The sequence below is a fragment of the Miniimonas sp. S16 genome, from assembly GCF_057748195.1.
This window is the reverse complement of sequence record NZ_CM173242.1, coordinates 1,648,206-1,664,923: the sequence shown is the minus strand read 5'-3', so window position 1 is coordinate 1,664,923 and position 16,718 is coordinate 1,648,206. Positions and strand designations below refer to the sequence as shown.

The following is a 16,718-nucleotide window of genomic DNA, read 5'->3' as shown; positions in this document are numbered from 1 at the left end:
CCGCACTCAGAGCACTCAGAGCACGCAGCGCACGCAGCGCAGACAGTCCAGGAGGACGCCCGGTGACCACGCCCCCCATGCCCGAGCAGGAGGCCACCGCGTTCGCGGCGACCTTCGACTCGATGGTGCTCAACGTCGGCCACGCCCTCCTGGGCAAGGAGCACGCGGTGCGCCTCGTGGTCGGCGCGCTCCTCGCGCGGGGTCACGTCCTGCTCGAGGACGCCCCCGGAACGGGCAAGACGTCCCTCGCACGGGCGCTCGCGGCGTCGGTCGACGGGAGCACGAGCCGGGTCCAGTTCACCCCCGACCTGCTGCCCTCCGACGTCACGGGCGTGTCGGTGTACGACCAGGCGCACGGCACGTTCGAGTTCCACCGCGGTCCGGTGTTCGCGTCGATCGTGCTCGCGGACGAGATCAACCGCGCGTCCCCGAAGACGCAGTCCGCGCTGCTGGAGGTGATGGAGGAGGGCCACATCACGGTCGACGGCGTGACCCACCCCGTGCCCGACGTCTTCATGGTCATCGCGACCCAGAACCCCATCGAGCAGGCCGGCACGTACCGCCTGCCGGAGGCTCAGCTCGACCGGTTCCTCGTCAAGCTCTCGCTCGGCTACCCCGACACCGAGGCCGCCCTGGACATCCTCGCCGGCTCGGCCGAGCGCGACCGCACCTCGCGGCTCACCCCCGTGGTCGGCACGGCGGACGTCGCCGCCATGTCGCGTGCGGCGTCGACCGTCTACGTGGACCGGGCGGTGCTGCGCTACGCCAACGGCCTCGTCGAGGCGACCCGCGCGGACCCGCGCTGCCGGCTCGGCTCCTCGGTGCGCGGCGGGCTCGCGCTCGTGCGGCTCGCCAAGGTGTGGGCGGCCTCGCAGGGGCGCAACTACGTGGTGCCCGACGACGTCAAGGAGCTCGCCCTCCCGGTGCTCTCCCACCGCCTCGTGCTGGATCCCGACGCCGAGCTCACCGGCACCGACGCCGAGCAGGTCGTCGCGGACGTCCTGGCCGCGCAGCCGCCCCCCAACCCGGGCCTCTGAGATGGCCGGCGGGAGGCGCGCGCACCGTCGACCGGGCGCGCCCGCACCACGCCGGGCGACGCCCGCGTGGCTCGCGCGGCTCGCGCGCATCCGCGCGGGGGGCGGCTCGGTCACGCCGATCGGCTGGAGCGTGCTCGTCGTCGGGGTCGCGGCGCTGGTCGCCGGGCTGCTCACGGACTGGGCCGAGCTGCTGGCGCTCGGCGCCTTCGCGCTCGTCGCGCTGCTCGTCGCGGGCGTCCAGGCGTGGGGCGCGTCGACGTACGACGTCGAGCTGGACCTGGCCGCTCGACGCGTCACCCAGGGCGAGCGCGTGCTGGGCCGGGTGCTCGTGCGCAACGCCGCGCGGCGCCGGCTGCTGCCCGCGCAGCTGGAGCTGCCCGTCGGCGGCAGCCTGGCGACGTTCCCCGTGCCCGCGCTCGGCCCCGGTGCGGTCGACGAGAACGTGTTCCGGATCCCGACCACGCGGCGCGCCGTGCTCACGGTGGGGCCGGCCGCGACGGTGCGCTCCGACGCCGCCGGGCTCGTGCGTCGCCGACGGACCTGGACACCCCCGATCGAGGTCATCGTGCACCCGCGCACGATCGCGCTCGGCCAGACCGCGAGCGGCCTGCTGCGCGACCTCGAGGGCGGCGCCACGCCGTCGCTCGCGGAGGTCAGCCTCGAGTTCCACGCGCTGCGCGAGTACGTCCCCGGTGACGACGTCCGGCGCATCCACTGGCGCTCGACGGCGCGGCTCGGCCAGGTGATGGTGCGTCAGGACGAGGACGTGCGGCGCACCCGCACCGCCGTCGTGCTCGCGACCGGGTCGGCCGGGTACGCGGGTGAGGAGGACCTCGAGCTCGCGGTCTCCGTCGCGGCGTCGTGGGTGGTCCAGGCGGTCCGCGAGGAGCGCGACGTCATCGCCCACGCGGGGCGAGCGATCCCGGTGGCGACGTCCGTGGCCGCGCTCGACGCGTTCTCCGCCGTCGAGGCGACGTCGGACGGGTTCGACGTCGCGGCCGCCACGGCGTGGGTGGCCCGGGAGGTCCCGGATGCGTCGATGGTCGTGCTCGTGATGGGGGCGCGCACGCGCGCCGCGCAGGTCCGGGCGGCGCTGCACGCGCTGCCGGTGGACGCCGTCGTCGTCGCCGTCTCGTGCGATGTGGGCGCCGAGGTCGAGGTCGCCACCGACGGGCACCAGACTCTCGCGCGGTGCGGCGACCTCGCTTCCCTGCCCGGCCTCGTCCGCGGGGCGCTGCCATGACCGGGCCGTCGGGGATCACGGGGGGCACGGCGCGCGTCGGCAGGACGGGGAGCGCACGGGCGGTGCGCCCGGTCGGGCGGCCCGGCGGCCCGGACGCGCCGCGGCCCGGCGGCCTGCGGCCGGACGGTGGGCGCCCGGGTAGCGGTCCCGCGGACGCCGGACGCGCCGATCATGGGCGCGCGGACGCCCCGGACGCGCGGCTCGTGGACGGGGCGCGCGGCTGGCCCCGGGTGGTCGCCGTGGCGCTGCTCGTGCTCGCCGTGCCGGCCGCGCTGCTGCCGCTGCTGCCCGTCGTCGACCCACCGGTCCTCGTCCGGGTGGGCGGCATCGGCGCCGTGCTCGGGGCGGCGTTCGCTCTGCTGACCACATGGCGCCGGTGGGGCGCGGCGCTCACCCTCGCCGCGCTCGTGGTGGGCTACCTCGGCGGGGGGATGATCGCCGTCGCGCCTCCCTGGCGAGCCGGCGGCTCGCTGGGCGCCTCGCTGATGGCGCTGCTCGGCGGGATCGTGACGTCCTGGAAGGACGCGCTGACGCTGACCCCGCCGATCGGGGAGGTACCGGGCGTGCTCGTCGCGCCGTGGCTGCTGAGCTTCGCGGGCACCGCGCTCGTCGTCGTGCTGGGCCTGCGGGGACGCGCGTGGGCGCCCGCGGCAGGGCTCGTCCCGCCCGTCGTGCTCCCGGCCGCGCTCGTGCTCGGGGACGCGCGGGCCGTGCTGCCGGCGGTGCTCGGGGTGGCGATCGGCGCCGTCGGGATCGTCGCGGCCGGGCTGCTGCGCGGCGCTCGGATGCAGCGGCCGGTGTCCCTCGCGGTGCTGCTGGTGATCCCGATCGTCGCGGGCCTCGCGACGCCGTGGGCGCTCGCGCCGCTGGACCGGCTCGTGGTGCGCGACCAGGTGGTCCCGCCGTTCGACCCCGCCGCCTACGAGAGCCCGCTCGCGACGTTCCGCAAGTTCGTGAAGGCCGACGACGACGTCGAGCTCGAGATCTCCGGCGACACCGCCGCCGACGTGGCCGGGACGCGGCTGCGTACCGCGGTGATGGACTCCTACGACGGGGTGGTGTGGACGACGTCGGTGAGCAGCGGCACCGGCGGGCAGTCCTCGGGCGACTTCCGGCGCGTGGCCGGCGAGCGCGCGGTGGTCGGCGACCCGGTCGCGCTGGACGTCACCGTGCGCGGGCTGACCGGTGTGTGGCTGCCCACCGTGGGTTCGATGCGGAGCTTCGACGCGACGCCGGAGCTGCGCGACGCGCTGCGCTACAACGACGCCACGACGAGCGCCGTGCTGGTCGACGGCCTCAGCGAGGGTGACACCTACCGGATCGAGGCCGCCGTCGAGCCGGCGGTCGAGGACGCCGCGCTCGCCGACGTCGGCGTGGCGGACGTGGACCTCGGGCCGGTGACCGGCGTGCCCGAGGTGGTCGGGCTCGTGGCGCGCGAGTGGGTCGGCGCCGCGGACACGCCGATCGTGATGGCCCGCGCGCTCGAGCAGCGCCTCGCGGGCTCGGGCTACTACTCCGACGGCCTGACCGAGGGCACGCCCGCCGGGCACGGCGCGGACCGCATGACCACGCTCCTGGAGTCCGACCTCATGGTCGGCAACGGCGAGCAGTACGCGTCTGCCATGGCGCTCATGGCGCGCGAGCTGGGCCTGCCCGCGCGGGTCGTCATGGGGTTCGACGTGCCCGTCGACGGCGAGGCCGGGCCGGACGGGTCCTACCCGGTGCACGGCAGGGACGTGGACGCGTGGGTCGAGATCGCGTTCGACGGCGTGGGCTGGGTGCCCTTCTACCCGACCCCGGACAAGTCGCGCACCCCCGACACCTCCGAGGTGGTCACCGACCCGGAGAACCAGCCGCTCGTGACGCAGCCGCGGCCCACGCAGCCGCCGCCCACGCAGGCGCCGACGGCGGAGCCGAACGACGTGCGTCCGCAGGACCGGCCCGACCCCGAGCCCGAGGACGCGGGCGCGGGCTGGGTGTGGGCGGTCGCCGGCGCGACCGCAGGCGGTCTGCTGCTGCTCGCGGTGCCGTTCCTCGTGGTCCTGGCGGCCAAGGCGGCCCGCGCCCGGGCCCGCCGCAGCGATCCCGACCCGCGCCGCCGGGCGGCCGGAGCCTGGGCCGAGGTGGTGGCGCTCGCGACCGACGTGCGGCGCGCGCCCCCTCCCACCGCGACGCGCCGCGAGGCCGCCGCCGACCTCGGCGCGTTCGCGCTCGCCACTGCTGCCGCGCAGGAGGAGGCGTGGGTCGAGGCGGGGGCGGGTCGTGGGGCCTCTGTGCGTCGTGGGGCCAGGGCCGGTGCGGCCGGTGCCGTGGGTGCCGGGACCGCTGCGGGTGCCGGGACCGCTGCGGGTGCCGGGACCGCTGCGGGTGCTGGCAGCGATCCGGGGGTCGGCACCGCGTGGGGACCGGGCGCGGCACCCGCGGATCCCTGGGCGGCACCAGCGGATCCGTGGGCCGCACCAGCGGATCCGTGGGCCGCACCCGCGGACCCCTGGACTGTCCCGCGTCCGCCCGCCGACGGTCCGGCCGCGCGCGCCGCGGCGACGGCCCATGCGCTCGACGTCGTCGCCGCCCGCGCCGACGCCGCGCAGTTCGGGCCCTCCGAGCCGACGCCCGAGCAGGGCGCCGAGGCCTGGCGCGCCGCGGGCGAGGTCCGCACGGGACTGCTCGGCCAGCTGAGCCGGTGGCAGCGGCTGCGCGCGCAGGTCTCGATCCGCTCGCTCCGCCGTCGCGGGTGACGTCACTCGTCTGAGGCGGCTGCGAGCGCCGCAGGCGCGCTCCACGTGGCCGCGGGGCGCGCCGTGTCCACGTCAGGCGCGCCGCGGCCATGCCCGCCGCGTGCCAGGTGGCCACCGCAGTCGCCTTGTCCACGTCAGGCGCGCCGCGACCATGTCCGCCGCGTGCCTGGTGGCCACCGCGATGGCCGTGTCCACGTCAGGCGCGCCACTGCTGCTCCTGGCGCGTGCCACGTGGCCACCGCCGTCGCCATGGCCACCGCACACGCGTGGTGGTGCCAGCGATCTGTGGCGCCGTCTCTGGTGGTGCCAGCGTTTCGTGCCGGTTGGGCGCCTGGAGTCGCTACAGATCGCTGGGTTCGCGTCGTGGGGCGGGAGGAATCACTGGGTCGGAGCTGTGGGGTAGGACGGACCGCTCAGCGGGGGAAAGCCGCGCGACCCGAGCGCCTACAGGTCCGACGGCGGCGCGTCCGCCAGCTGCACCACGCGCACCCCAGCGTCGCGTGTCACGAGCTGCGCCCGACCCGGGATCGCCCGCCGCGCCCGCACGGTCCCGATCAGCGGTCCCTCGCCGGGGTCGCCCGAGAGCAAGATGCCCGTGGCGCCGAGGTCGCGCATCGTCTGCAGCAGCGGCTCGAACTGCGCCCGCGCGGCGCCGCCCGAACGCCGGGTCACGAGGATGCGCAGGCCGATGTCGCGCGCGTGCGGCAGGAGCGGCACGAGCGGGGTCAGCGGGTTGCCGGTGCTCGTCGCCACGAGGTCGTAGTCGTCGACGAGCAGCGTGACGAGCGCCCCCGTCCACCACGACCGGTCCCGCAGCTGCGCCGGCGTGATGTCCGGACCGGGCAGGCGGGTGCGCAGGAACTGCGCGAGGCCGGCGATCTGCTCGGTGGTCTGCTCCGCCGTCGTGAAGTACCCCGCGAGGTACTCGGGCGGCACCTCGCCCAGCAGCGCGCGCCGGTAGTCGACCACGAAGATCTGCCCCTGCTTCGGCGTCACCGTGCGCTGCGCCTCGCGCGCCATGGCGCGCAGGAACGTCGACTTGCCGGAGTCCGACTCGCCGAACAGGTACGCGAACGGCGCCTCGTCGAGGTCGAGCGTGACCGGCCGAAGCGTCGCCTCGTCGACACCAAGCAGGAGGCCCGACGGCGAGCCCGCGTCCGCAGCGGCCGTCACCGCTCCCGTGCCCGCCTCGGAAGCGGCAGCCGTGGCAGCCGCCGCGCCCGCGCCCCCGGCATCGGCGCCGGCGCCAGCCGCATGCGCGACCCCGGCCATCTCCCGCACCCGCGTGAGCGTGACCCGCTCGGGCAGCAGCCGCAGCTTGGGCGGCGTCGGGCCGTCCCACGCGGCGGTCACGCTCTCGACGAGGTCCTCCACGCCGGTGGACAACGTGTCGGGCCGGGAGTCGCCGTCGAGCCGCGGCAGGGCGAGCAGCATGGGCCGGCCGGCGGGCGTGAGGCCGTGGCCGGGGCGCCCGGTGGGCACCGTGTCGGCGACGCGGCGCCGGTGCACCGAGTCCGTGGTCTCCCCGAGGCGCAGCTCGATGCGGGTCCCGAGCAGATCCTTGATCGCGGCGCGGAAGTCCATCCACCGCGTGCCCGAGACGAGCACGTGCACGCCGTAGGTGAGCCCGCGGCCCGCGATCGCCTGGATCTGCGTGGTGAGGTCGTCGTACTCGGTGCGCAGCGTGCTCCAGCCGTCCACCACGAGGTAGACGTCGCCGTACCCGTCGTCGACCGCACCCGGGCCGGTGCGGCCCGGCGTGCGCCGCCGGCGGTAGGTCTCGACCGAGTCGATGCCGGCGGTGGCGAACAGCCGCTCGCGCGCGTCGAGGATCGTCGTCACCTCGGCGACCGTGCGACGCAGGACGTCCTCCTCGCCGCGCACCGCGACCCCCGCGACGTGCGCGAGGTCCCGCATCGACGTGAACGTGCCGCCCCCGAGGTCGAGCACGAAGATCTGGGCCTCGACCGGCGTCCTGGTCAGCGCGATCGCGCCGACCACGGTGCGCAGCGCCGTGCTCTTGCCGCTGCGGGGTCCGCCGACCACCGCGAGGTTCCCGCCCGCGCCGTCGAGCGAGATCGTGAAGACCTCGCGGCGCTGCTCGAGCGGCAGGTCCGTGATGCCGAGCGGCAGCAGGCCCGAGGCGCGCCACCCGGGGGAGTAGAGCCCGAGACCCGGCTCGACGGCGAGGTCCGGCGCGAGGTCGTCGAGCGTCGCCGGCTCGGCCAGCGGCGGGAGCCACACCTGGTGGGCCGCGGGACCGCGCCCGGCCATCCGCTGCACCGCGATGTCGAACGTGGCGGGCTCGTCCGCCGCGGGCTGCTGTCCCTCCGCGCTCTGGCCGTCGCCGCTCGCGGAGCCGGCGTCCCGGCGCGAGGACGCCCCGGGCGGCAGCGGCACGGGAGCCGCGGTGAAGGGTGCGAGGTCCGCGGAGGCGACGGCGCGGGCCGGGCCCTGCGCGAGGCCGCGGGAGGGCGGCGGTGCTGAGACGTAGGCGGCTCGGAAGCGGATGAGGGTCGCGGGGTCCGGCCGCAGGTAGCCGACGCCGGGGACGGGCGGCAGGGTGTGCGCGTCCGGGACGCCGAGGACCTGACGGGACTCGCTCGCGGAGAACGTGCGCAGGCCGATCCGGTAGGACAGGTGCGACTCGAGGCCGCGCAGGCGGCCCTCGTCGAGCCGCTGCGAGGACAGCAACAGGTGGATGCGCAGCGAGCGACCCACCCGGCCGATCGCGGCGAAGAGGTCCGCGAACTCGGGCTTCGCGGCGAGCATCTCGGTGAACTCGTCGCACACGATGAGCAGCGTGGGCAGCGGCGCGAGGTCGGTGCGCCCCGCGAGCCGGGCCCGCTCGTACTCGGCGACGTTCGTGAACGGGCCCGTGGCGCGCAGGAGCTCCTGCCGGCGGGTCAGCTCGCCCTGGATCGCCTCCTGCATGCGGTCCACGAGCGAGAGCTCCTCGCTGAGGTTGGTGATCACGGCCGAGACGTGCGGCAGGTCGGACATGCCGGCGAACGTCGCACCACCCTTGAAGTCGATGAGGACGAGGTTGAGGTCCTCCGAGGAGTGCGTCATCGTCAGCGCGAGCACGAGGGTGCGCAGCACCTCCGACTTGCCCGAGCCGGTCGCCCCGATGATGAGCCCGTGCGGACCCATGCCGCCCTCGGCGGACTCCTTGAGGTCCAGCACGGCGGGGGCGCCGTTGCTCGTGACGCCGAACGGCACGCGCAGCCGGTCACGCGCGGTGCGGGGCGCCCACGACGTCGCGACGTCGAGCTCGCGCACGTCCGGGAGGCCGAGGAGGTCCGTGAGCTCGCCGCTGCGGGCCTCGCCCGACCCGCGCTCGTCCTCCGCGCTGGGCAGGCCGCGCCGGGTCAGTCGGCGTGCGGCCGCCTCCGCGTCGGCCACCGACATCGCGTCGGGACGCACGAGCGCGGCCGAGTAGCCGCCGTGCAGGAGCTCGGCCTGCCACTCCTCGCCCGCGCCGCGCAGCAGCAGTCGGGCCTGGTGCGGCCCGATGTCGGCCGTCCACGTGCGAGGGATCGAGACGACGGTCGCCCCCTGGACGCCCGTGACGAGGCCGTGGTCGGGGGGCAGGGGTACGCCGTCGAGCACGAGCAGGACGTGCGGGAGCACCTGGTCGGCGACCGGGGAGAACGGCCGTCGGCCCGCCGTCGGCAGCAGGTCGAGCACCTCGCGCGCGTCGGTGCCGACGAGGCGGACGGGGCCGCCGCCGTCGAGCTCGTCCGGCGACCACGCGTGGGGCAGCCACTTCACCCACTCCCAGTCCGCGGCGTGCTCGCCGTCGGTCACGACGGCGAGCCGCAGCGAGCCGGGTCCGCTGAAGGTCGCGAGGTGGACCAGCATGGCGCGCAGCAGCGCGCGTGAGCGCGCGCCGTCGCCGGCGACCTCGAGGTGCGTGAGCTGCTGCAGGTCGACGAGGGTGGGGACGTCGTGCTGCACCTCGTGGGTGAGCAGGAAGCGGTGCGCCGCGGACGCCGCGACGGGGTCCAGCTGGGCGAGCGGCGCTGTCTCGGGCGGCTCGAGCGTCACGGCCAGCGGCGCGTCGCCGGTGCCGATGCGCGCGTGCAGGAAGTCCGGGTCGGCGGCCGCACGCTCCCAGACGCGGGAGCCGTCCTCCGCGAGCAGGGCGAGCGCGGTCGGGTCCGGCAGCCGCCACTGCGCGTTGCGGCGCTGCCGGCTCGCCGCGTTGCGCACGCTGGTGCGCAGGTCGGCGAGGTAGGACAGGTACTCCCGGCGCGAGGCGTAGACGGCCGAGCGGTGCTGGGAGCGCTGGCGCACGAGGTTGACCGCGACGAACCCGAGCGAGGCGATGAGGATGCCCGCGCCGAGCATGATCCGCAGCGGTGAGATCGGCTGCTGCGCGAAGACGATGAGCGCGATCGAGCCGACCGATCCCACGACCGGCATCGCCGTCATGAGGACCGAGCTGCCCGAGTCCGCCCGGACGATCTCCGGCGGCGGCTCCAGCGTGATCGTCCCCTCGGGGACGGTCGGCGCCGGGATGCGCGTCGACTCCTCGTCCATGGCCCTCCGCCCTCGTGCGCGTTCCCGACGACCCTAGACTCATCGAGGGCTGGACATCGGCTCCAGACCGCGCAGCGGCACACCGGCGGGGGGTGGACGAGCAGATGGAGGCCGACCTCATCGCGCTGACCGTCCTGTCCCCGCGCGGGCGTCGGGACGTGGTCGTGCGGCCCGACGTCCGGGTCGGTCAGCTCTCCGACGCGCTCGACGCCGGGAACGCGCGCAGCGCCACGCCCCTGCGGACCGTGACGGGTGACCCGCTCGCGCGGGACGCACGGCTGGGCTCGGTCGTGCACAGCGGCGACACCCTCGTGACCGCCCCCGACGAGCCCGCCGCCGGCGCACCGAGAGGCCGCCCGGGTCGGCGTCCGGGGGGCCGACCGGGCGGCGCCCGGCCGGGTGGACGAGGAGCCCGCGCCGGCGCCGGAGTCGGCCCGTTCGGCCGTCGGACCGGCACATCCGGTGCGTCTGGCCTGTCGGGCGTGCTCGCGGCCCCGACCGTCCCCCTCGCCTGGGCGGGCGTCGGCCTGCTCGTGCTCGCCGTCGCCGCCCGGCTGCTGGACCTCGCCGCGCCCGGCGGGCCACGGCCGTGGCTCGCGGGCGGCGCGGGCGCGCTGGCGCTCGCGATCGCGCTGCTCCCCGTCCAGCGCGGCCCGGCCGCCGACCCGGTCGCCGCGGCGTGCTGGCTCGCCGGGACGCTCGCGGGCGCCTCGGTCGTCGGCCCCGACACCGGCGCCGGGCTCATGCTGCCCGTCACGGTGGGACTGCTCGCGGGCACGGTCGCGAGCGCGCTGCGCGTCATCCGGGCGGGCGGCGGGGGCGACGCGCTCGCCCGGGTGCTGCTCGCCGTCGGCGGCGTCGGCGCGCTGGGCGGCGTGGTGGCCGTGCTGCTCGAACGCCCGTACCCGGCCGCGCTCCTCCTCGGGTTCGTGCCGCTCGCGCTGCGCGCCGCGCCGGCCGTGAGCCTCGACGTCCCCGACCCGGTCCTGCTCGACCCGGAGCCCGCCCAGCGCACCGCGCTCGGGGTGCGGGAGCGAATCGACCCGGCGCCGGCGAGCGTGCGGGCGCGGACCGTGAACGCGGTCGTCTCCGACGCCGTGCACCGCCGAGCCGTCACCGTCGTCGTCCTCGCGCTCGCCGCAGCGCTGCTCGCGACGGTCGCCGCCGTCCTCCTGCCCGCGGGCACGCTCGAGCGGATCACGACGGCGACGCTCACCTTCGCCGTCGCGCTCGCCCTCGCGCTCGTGCCCCGCCGCGACCGGGACGCCGTCACGCGGTGGGCGCCGCGGGCCGCAGCGCTGCTCGTCCTCGCGGTCGCCGTCGCGGTCGCGCTGGTCTGCGGGGTGTCTCCGGTCGCGCTCGCCGTGGCCGCGCTCGTCGCGGCCGCCATCGCCGTCGGGGTCGCCGCCGCGAGTGCGCGCGACTGGCGCTCGCTGCGCGCCTCGCGGCTCGCCGACGCCGTCGAGTCGCTCGCCGTGGTGCTCTCGCCCGCGCTCGGCGTCGTCGCGGTGGGTACCGTCGGTCTTCTCATGGAGCTTCCCTCGTGACTCACACCCCGAGCACCCGGACCGCGTGGCTGCGCGGCGACGACACGCTGCCCGCGAGCGGGCTCAGCGGGATCGTCGCCCCGGCCGGCGACGGAGCCGGTGCGCCCCGCCCGCTGCCGGCCGCCACCACCGAGCGGCGGATCGGTGCGTACCTCATCGACCTCGTCGTCGTGGCGCTGCCCGCGGTGGTCGCGTGGTTCGTGTGGCGCTCGGTGCCGCTCGCCGTCGTGCTCGTGCTCGAGGTGGCCGCGGCGGGAGCGCTGGTCGAGGCGCGGACGGGTGCCACCGCGGGCAAGGCGATCCTGCGGCTGCGTGCCGCGCAGCTCGACCGGCCCTTCGCGCCCGGCCTGCGGCGCGAGGCGCCCCGCGCGGGTCTGCTGGGTGCGGCCCACGTCGTGCCGTTCGGGCCGCTCGTGCTGCTCCTCGTGCGCGACCGGTCCGGGCGGTACTGGCACGACGTCGTGGCGCGCACTCGCGTCGTCGCGCCGACGGCGGGTGCCTCGGTGAGGGCCGCGGGCGTCGGCGCGGCGGGCGTCGGCGGTGCCGTCGTGCCGGGCGGAGCGGGCACGGGCCGCGTGCGGGGTCAGGTGGGCGCTGCGCCGGGGGTGCCGGGCATGCCCGCTCGACCCGGTGTCGGCGCGGGCGCCGGTGCTGGGGCGTCGAGGGGGCCCGGCACGCTCGGGGCGGACGGCGTACCCGCCATCCCGGTGGCACCGGGCCGACTCGGGCCGATCGGCACGGTCGTGCCGCCGCGGCCCGGTTCGGCCACGATGGTGCCCGGCACGGCGGGGGCCGCGGTCGCCGGCGAGGAGTCCGTCTCGCTCGCCGTGTTCCGGCAGCAGCGAGGCGTCGTGCCGCCGCGCCCGACGGGCGACCCGGCCGCGCGACTCGCGCCGTCCTCGGCCACCGTGCCACCGGAGCACGCGCAGCGGGCCGCGCCGCCCGCCGGGCAGCCACCTATCGCGCAGCCGCAGCCCTCGAGCTCCACGGCGCCTGGCTCGCGGACGGTCGTGCCGCCCCGACCCGACGCGCAGCGGCCCTCCGGCCCCGCGACGACCCCCGCGACGACCCCCGGGACGACGTCCCCGACGCCGACGCCGGCACTGCCGCAGACCGGGAGCCGCCTCTCGCCCACCGCCGCACCGCCGCGCTCCGCGACCCTGCGCGTGCACGGCGACGGCACGTTCGTGGTGCGCACGTCCGCGGTCCTGGGCCGGCGCCCGGACCCCGCGGGCAGCGACGTCGTCGTGGTCCTGCCCGATGACACCCGTGCGATCTCGCGCACGCACGCGCGGCTGCGCGTGACCGACGCCGGCCTCGTGCTGGAGGACCTGGGCTCGACCAACGGCTGCGTGGTGCGCGGACCGTCCGGCGGTGCGGTGCGCGTGCCGTCCGGCGGCAGCACCCCGGTGCTCAGCGGCAGCGTGCTGGAGATCGGGCACGCCCGGATCGACGTGGAGGAGACAGCGTGAGCGTGGAGGACCTGGACCAGGCACCGGTCGTGGTGCGGGCCACGGTCACGCGCGGCGATCGCCGCGCGGACCTCGCGCTGCCCGGCACGATCCCGGTCGCCGAGCTGCTGCCCGGCCTGGTGCGCCGCCTCGGCGCGCTGGGGCTCGACGTCGTGCACGCCGACGTCCGCCTGCTCACGGCGGACGGCCAGCGGCTGCGCACCGACGCGTCCCTCGCCGTCCAGGGCGTGCAGGACGGCGCCGTCCTCGCGCTGCACACCGAGTCGGAGGAGGGCGAGCAGCGCTACGACGACATCGTCGAGGCGGTGGCCGAGGCCGTCGAGCGCGAGACCCCGCCGTGGTCCGTGCGCGACTCGGCCCGCACCGCCGTCGCCGCCGCGTGCGCCCTGCTCGTCACGGCGGCCCTCGTCCTGGTCGGTGCCGACCTCGACGCGGCGGCGAGCGCCGCCGTCGCCGGGTCGGCGACGCTGCTGGCGCTCGTGGCGGCCGCGGTGCTGGACCGCTCACCGGCACCGCCGGTCGCCGCCCGCTCGCTCGGCGTGCTCGGCTGCGCGCTCGCGGCGCTCGCCGGGTACCTCCTCGCGGGCGGACCGACCCGGCTGGGCGAGGGTTCGGGCTCGGCGACCGCGCTCGCCGCCGCGGGGGCGGCCGGGCTCGGTGCCGCCGTGGTCCTCGCGGTGACGACCACGCGCGTGCGCACGGCCGCCGTCGCGCCCGGAGTGCCCGCCGTCGTCGCCCTGCTCCTCGGCGGCGTGACGCTGCTGCTGGGCCCGTCGTCGGCGCCGGCCGCGACCGTCGTGACCTTCGCGCTGCTCGCCGTCGCGACGCTCGCCGTGCCGTGGCTCGCGCTGTCGGCGACGCCGCTGCGCGTCGTCGCGCCACGGGAGGACGCCGAGATCCTCGCCGACCCGCCTCCCGTGGACCCCGAGGCGGTGCGCGCGCAGGCGCTCGCGGGGCACTGGCTGGTCGTCGCGCTGCGCACGGGGATCGGCGCGACGCTCGTCCTGCTCACGCCGGCGGTGGTGGCGACCGGGCCGGCCGGCGGTCTGCTCGCCGTCGCCGTCTGGGTCGCGCTCGCGCTCGGCGTGCGGCAGAGCGTGGCGCGCACCGACGTCGCCGCCGCGCTGATCTCGTCGGCGATCGGCCTGCTCGTTGCGACCGTGACCGCCGCGCTGCTGCAGCCCACCTGGCGCGCCGCGCTGTCGGTGGCCCTGCTCGTGGCCGCGTTCGCCGTCGTGGTGGCCGCGTTCCTCGGGCAGTCGCGCCGGCTCCGCCTCGAGCGGGTGGGCGACGCGCTGCGCCTGCTGCTGCTCGCGGCGGTGCCGCCGCTCGCCGTCGTGGCCGCGGGCGGTCTCGGGTGAGCGGCGAGGTCGCCTGATGGCGTCGAAGAAGGAGCTGCTCGAGGCGCAGTCGTTCGCTCGGCGCCGCCTGCTCACCGCGTTCACCTCCGGCGCACCCGGTGGGCGCGAGCTCGAGCCGACGACGCCGGTGCGCGGCCTGGTCACAGGCGTGGTGCTCGCAGCGCTCGTGGTGGGCGGGTCGTTCGTGGCCGGGCTGTTCGACCAGGGCCTGGAGTCCGGGTGGGAGAACGGGAAGATCATCCTCGTCCGGGACAACGCGGCGCGGTACGTGAGCGCCGACGGCGAGCTCGTCCCGGTGCCCAACATGGCCAGCGCCCGGCTGCTCGCCCCCGCGGGCGCGGAGATCCTCACGGTCCCGGCCGACGACGTCGCCGACGTGCACCGCCGCCCGGTCGTCGGCATCGCCGGCGCGCCGGACTCCCTGCCCGAGGTGGCGGACCTCGTGACCGGCGGCTGGCTCGCGTGCGTCGCGCAGGACGGCACGACGGCGACGTCGGTCGTCGACTCGCCCGCGCCCGAGCAGGGCGGCCCGAACAGCCCGAGTGCCCTCGTCGCCGTCGTGGCGGGCGAGGAGCGGTCGCTGTTCCTGGTCCAGGACGGCCGGCGCTACGCGGTGCCGGGTACCGCGACGACCGACGGTGTGCTGCGCGCCCTGGGCTACACCCCGCAGGACGCCGTGACGGTGGATGCCCGCTGGCTCGAGCTGTTCCCCGAGGGTGGCGCCGCGACGCCGTTCACGGTGGCCGACGCCGGCACCACGCCGCCGGGCGACCTGGCCGACGTGCCCGGCGTCGTGGTCGGGTCCGTCATCGAGGTGAGCGGCCAGGCCTTCGTGGTGCTGCCCGACGGCGCGCTCGCACGCCTCGACCCGTTCGCCGACGCGCTCTACTCCGCCGGACCCGGTGGCCTGCTCAGCCGGGAGAGCGTCGAGCCGGCGCGCGTGGCGGGGGTGCAGGAGGTGGCCGTGGCCGACGGTCCGGTGGACGCGACCTGGCCGGTCGTGATCGCCGATCCGCTCGAGTCGGGCGCCGCGCCCTGCGCGCGCCTGGACACCGAGACCTTCGGCAGCGACCTCGTCGCGGGTGAGCCGGTCGCGACTGGGGGGATCGCCGTCGCCCCCGCGCGCGGTGCGCTCGCGCTGTTCGTGGCGACGGCCGACTCCGCGAGCGGACCGGTGCGGTTCATCGACGAGAACGGGATCTCCTTCCCGGTCGTGGCGAGCTCGGTCGACCTCACCGACACGCTCGAGCGCCTGCTCGGCGAGGGCGCCGACCCGGTCCGGGTGCCGTACGCGTGGGGCGACCTGTTCCCCACCGGGCCGACGCTCTCGGTCGACGCCGCGGGCACGCCGCTCGCGGCGGGAGGCGCGGCCGCCACGCCCACGGAGCAGCCGTGAGGTACGACGGCGAGCGCGCCTCGGGCGTCGTTCGTCGCGGACGCCGGGGTGCTTCGAGGCGGGGCGCTGCGGGGCGCGCTGCTGCGGGGCGCGCTGCCGCCGGCGGCCTGCTCGCCGTCGGACTCGTCGCCGTGCCCGCGTGGGCGCCCGTCTGGACGCCGCACTCGACGCACTCCTGGGCCCCGGTGGGCTCCGCCGTGGCCGCCACCGCGAACCAGGACGAGGAGTGCCCGGCGGGCGTGCTCATCCCCGAGCGCGGCTGGGCGCCGGACGCGCTCGCGCTCGACGCCGCGCACCGCATCGCGACCGGCGCGGGCGTCCGGGTCGCGGTGATCGACTCGGGCGTCGCACCCGTGGCACACCTGCGGGGTGCGCTGGCGATCGGCACGGACGTCGTCGGCGGCGAGGGCGCGGACGCGACCGGGCAGACCGACCTCACCGGGCACGGCACGGTCGTGGCCACGATGGTCGCGGCACGCCCGCTCGAGGGGTCGGGCCTGGTCGGGGTGGCCCCCGGCGCGCAGATCCTGCCGGTGCGGGCCTGGTACGCCGACGACGACGCGGCGCAGCGCGACGGCACCGCGCCGACCCCGCAGTCGCTCGCGGCCGGGCTGCGCGCCGCCGTCGCGCTCGGCGCCGACATCGCCGTGGTCGCCGCGTCCACGGCCGAGGACGCTGCGGACCTGCGCGACGCCGTCGCCCAGGCCTCGGCGGCGGGCGTGCTCGTCGTGGCGAGCGCGGGCAACCTGGCCGACGACGACGACCCGACGCAGCCGCGCTACCCCGGGGCGTACCCGGGCGTGCTCGCCGTCGCCGCGATGGCCGACGGGCTCGTGCCGGTGGCCGCGCACACCGGGCCGCACGTCGCGATCGCGGGCCCCGGCGCGCTCGTGCTCGGCGGGCTGCCCAACGGCGCGGACTGCGTGCTGGGCGCCGACGGCAACGCGACGAGCTGGGCGACGGCGCAGGTCGCCGGCGCGGCGGCGCTGCTGGCCCAGGCCTACCCGGACGAGGGGCCGGAGGGCTGGGTGTTCCGCCTCACCGCGACCGCGGCCCGCCAGGACCCCGACGCCCGCACCGACGACGTGGGGTGGGGGCTGGTCCAGCCGCTCGCGGCCCTCACCCTGGTGGACGACGGGACGGCACGCGGTGTCGACTCACCCGCCGTGGCCCGGCCGGAACCCGCGGCCGACGACGAGCCGCCGCTGCACGTGACGGTGCCGCCGGACACGTGGCTGCCCGCGCGCCAGGCGGTGCTGTGGTGGTCGCTCGCGGCCGCGGTTGCGTCGGCGGCCGTCGTGCTGGTGGGCCGACGACGCGGGCCGGCCGCGCCGCGCGCGCTGCGCCGCTGACCGCCTGCGCTCGTCGGCGGGACGAGG

General features: G+C 77.4%; 9 protein-coding genes. 8 read left to right on the top strand and 1 reads right to left on the bottom strand.

The window, feature by feature from the left end; all coding sequences use genetic code 11:
- Positions 1-77 precede the first annotated feature (77 nt).
- From AC3AQ1_RS07205 to AC3AQ1_RS07195, 3 genes are all read left to right on the top strand, one after another.
- Positions 78-1,037 carry an AAA family ATPase gene (locus AC3AQ1_RS07205; protein WP_108718428.1) on the top strand — a complete coding sequence of 320 codons (960 nt, stop codon included), beginning with the start codon at positions 78-80 and terminating at the stop codon, positions 1,035-1,037.
- A 1-nt stretch (position 1,038) separates the two neighbouring features.
- Positions 1,039-2,280, top strand: a complete 1,242-nt coding sequence (locus AC3AQ1_RS07200; protein ID WP_108718427.1) for a DUF58 domain-containing protein — start codon at positions 1,039-1,041, stop codon at positions 2,278-2,280.
- Between the two features lie 203 nt (positions 2,281-2,483).
- Positions 2,484-5,018: a transglutaminase-like domain-containing protein gene (locus AC3AQ1_RS07195; RefSeq protein WP_159096429.1), complete on the top strand. Its 2,535-nt coding sequence runs from the start codon at positions 2,484-2,486 to the stop codon at positions 5,016-5,018.
- Positions 5,019-5,462: 444 nt separating this feature from the next.
- On the opposite strand, the gene eccCa is transcribed toward AC3AQ1_RS07195, so the two are convergent.
- On the bottom strand, positions 5,463-9,563 hold the full coding sequence (gene eccCa, locus AC3AQ1_RS07190) for a type VII secretion protein EccCa (protein WP_108718425.1): 4,101 nt from the start codon (positions 9,561-9,563) through the stop codon (positions 5,463-5,465).
- 92 nt (positions 9,564-9,655) lie between these two features.
- Here eccCa and AC3AQ1_RS07185 point away from each other — a divergent pair, with 92 nt between their 5' ends.
- The 5 genes from AC3AQ1_RS07185 to AC3AQ1_RS07165 are packed head-to-tail and all read left to right on the top strand — an operon-like array spanning position 9,656 to position 16,691.
- Positions 9,656-11,110, top strand: a complete 1,455-nt coding sequence (locus AC3AQ1_RS07185) for a hypothetical protein (protein WP_159096428.1) — start codon at positions 9,656-9,658, stop codon at positions 11,108-11,110.
- Positions 11,107-12,582, top strand: a complete 1,476-nt coding sequence (locus AC3AQ1_RS07180; protein ID WP_159096427.1) for an FHA domain-containing protein — start codon at positions 11,107-11,109, stop codon at positions 12,580-12,582. Before AC3AQ1_RS07185 ends, AC3AQ1_RS07180 begins: the two co-directional genes overlap by 4 nt.
- Positions 12,579-13,943 carry a type VII secretion integral membrane protein EccD gene (gene eccD, locus AC3AQ1_RS07175; protein ID WP_159096426.1) on the top strand — a complete coding sequence of 455 codons (1,365 nt, stop codon included), beginning with the start codon at positions 12,579-12,581 and terminating at the stop codon, positions 13,941-13,943. Before AC3AQ1_RS07180 ends, eccD begins: the two co-directional genes overlap by 4 nt.
- Positions 13,944-13,959: 16 nt before the next feature.
- A complete protein-coding gene (eccB, locus tag AC3AQ1_RS07170; protein ID WP_108718422.1) occupies positions 13,960-15,339 on the top strand; it encodes a type VII secretion protein EccB in 1,380 nt (459 codons plus the stop codon).
- Positions 15,336-16,691: a S8 family serine peptidase gene (locus AC3AQ1_RS07165; protein ID WP_159096425.1), complete on the top strand. Its 1,356-nt coding sequence runs from the start codon at positions 15,336-15,338 to the stop codon at positions 16,689-16,691. The genes eccB and AC3AQ1_RS07165 overlap by 4 nt, the downstream gene beginning before the upstream one ends.
- The last annotated feature ends 27 nt before the right edge of the window (positions 16,692-16,718 follow it).

Excerpts from the sequence above, each read along its gene's own strand:
- AC3AQ1_RS07205 (WP_108718428.1), top strand. The coding sequence starts at position 78 with ATGCCCGAGCAGGAGGCCACCGCGTTCGCGGCGACCTTCGACTCGATG.
- AC3AQ1_RS07200 (WP_108718427.1), top strand. The coding sequence starts at position 1,039 with ATGGCCGGCGGGAGGCGCGCGCACCGTCGACCGGGCGCGCCCGCACCA.
- eccCa (WP_108718425.1), bottom strand. The coding sequence starts at position 9,563 with ATGGACGAGGAGTCGACGCGCATCCCGGCGCCGACCGTCCCCGAGGGG.
- eccB (WP_108718422.1), top strand. The coding sequence starts at position 13,960 with ATGGCGTCGAAGAAGGAGCTGCTCGAGGCGCAGTCGTTCGCTCGGCGC.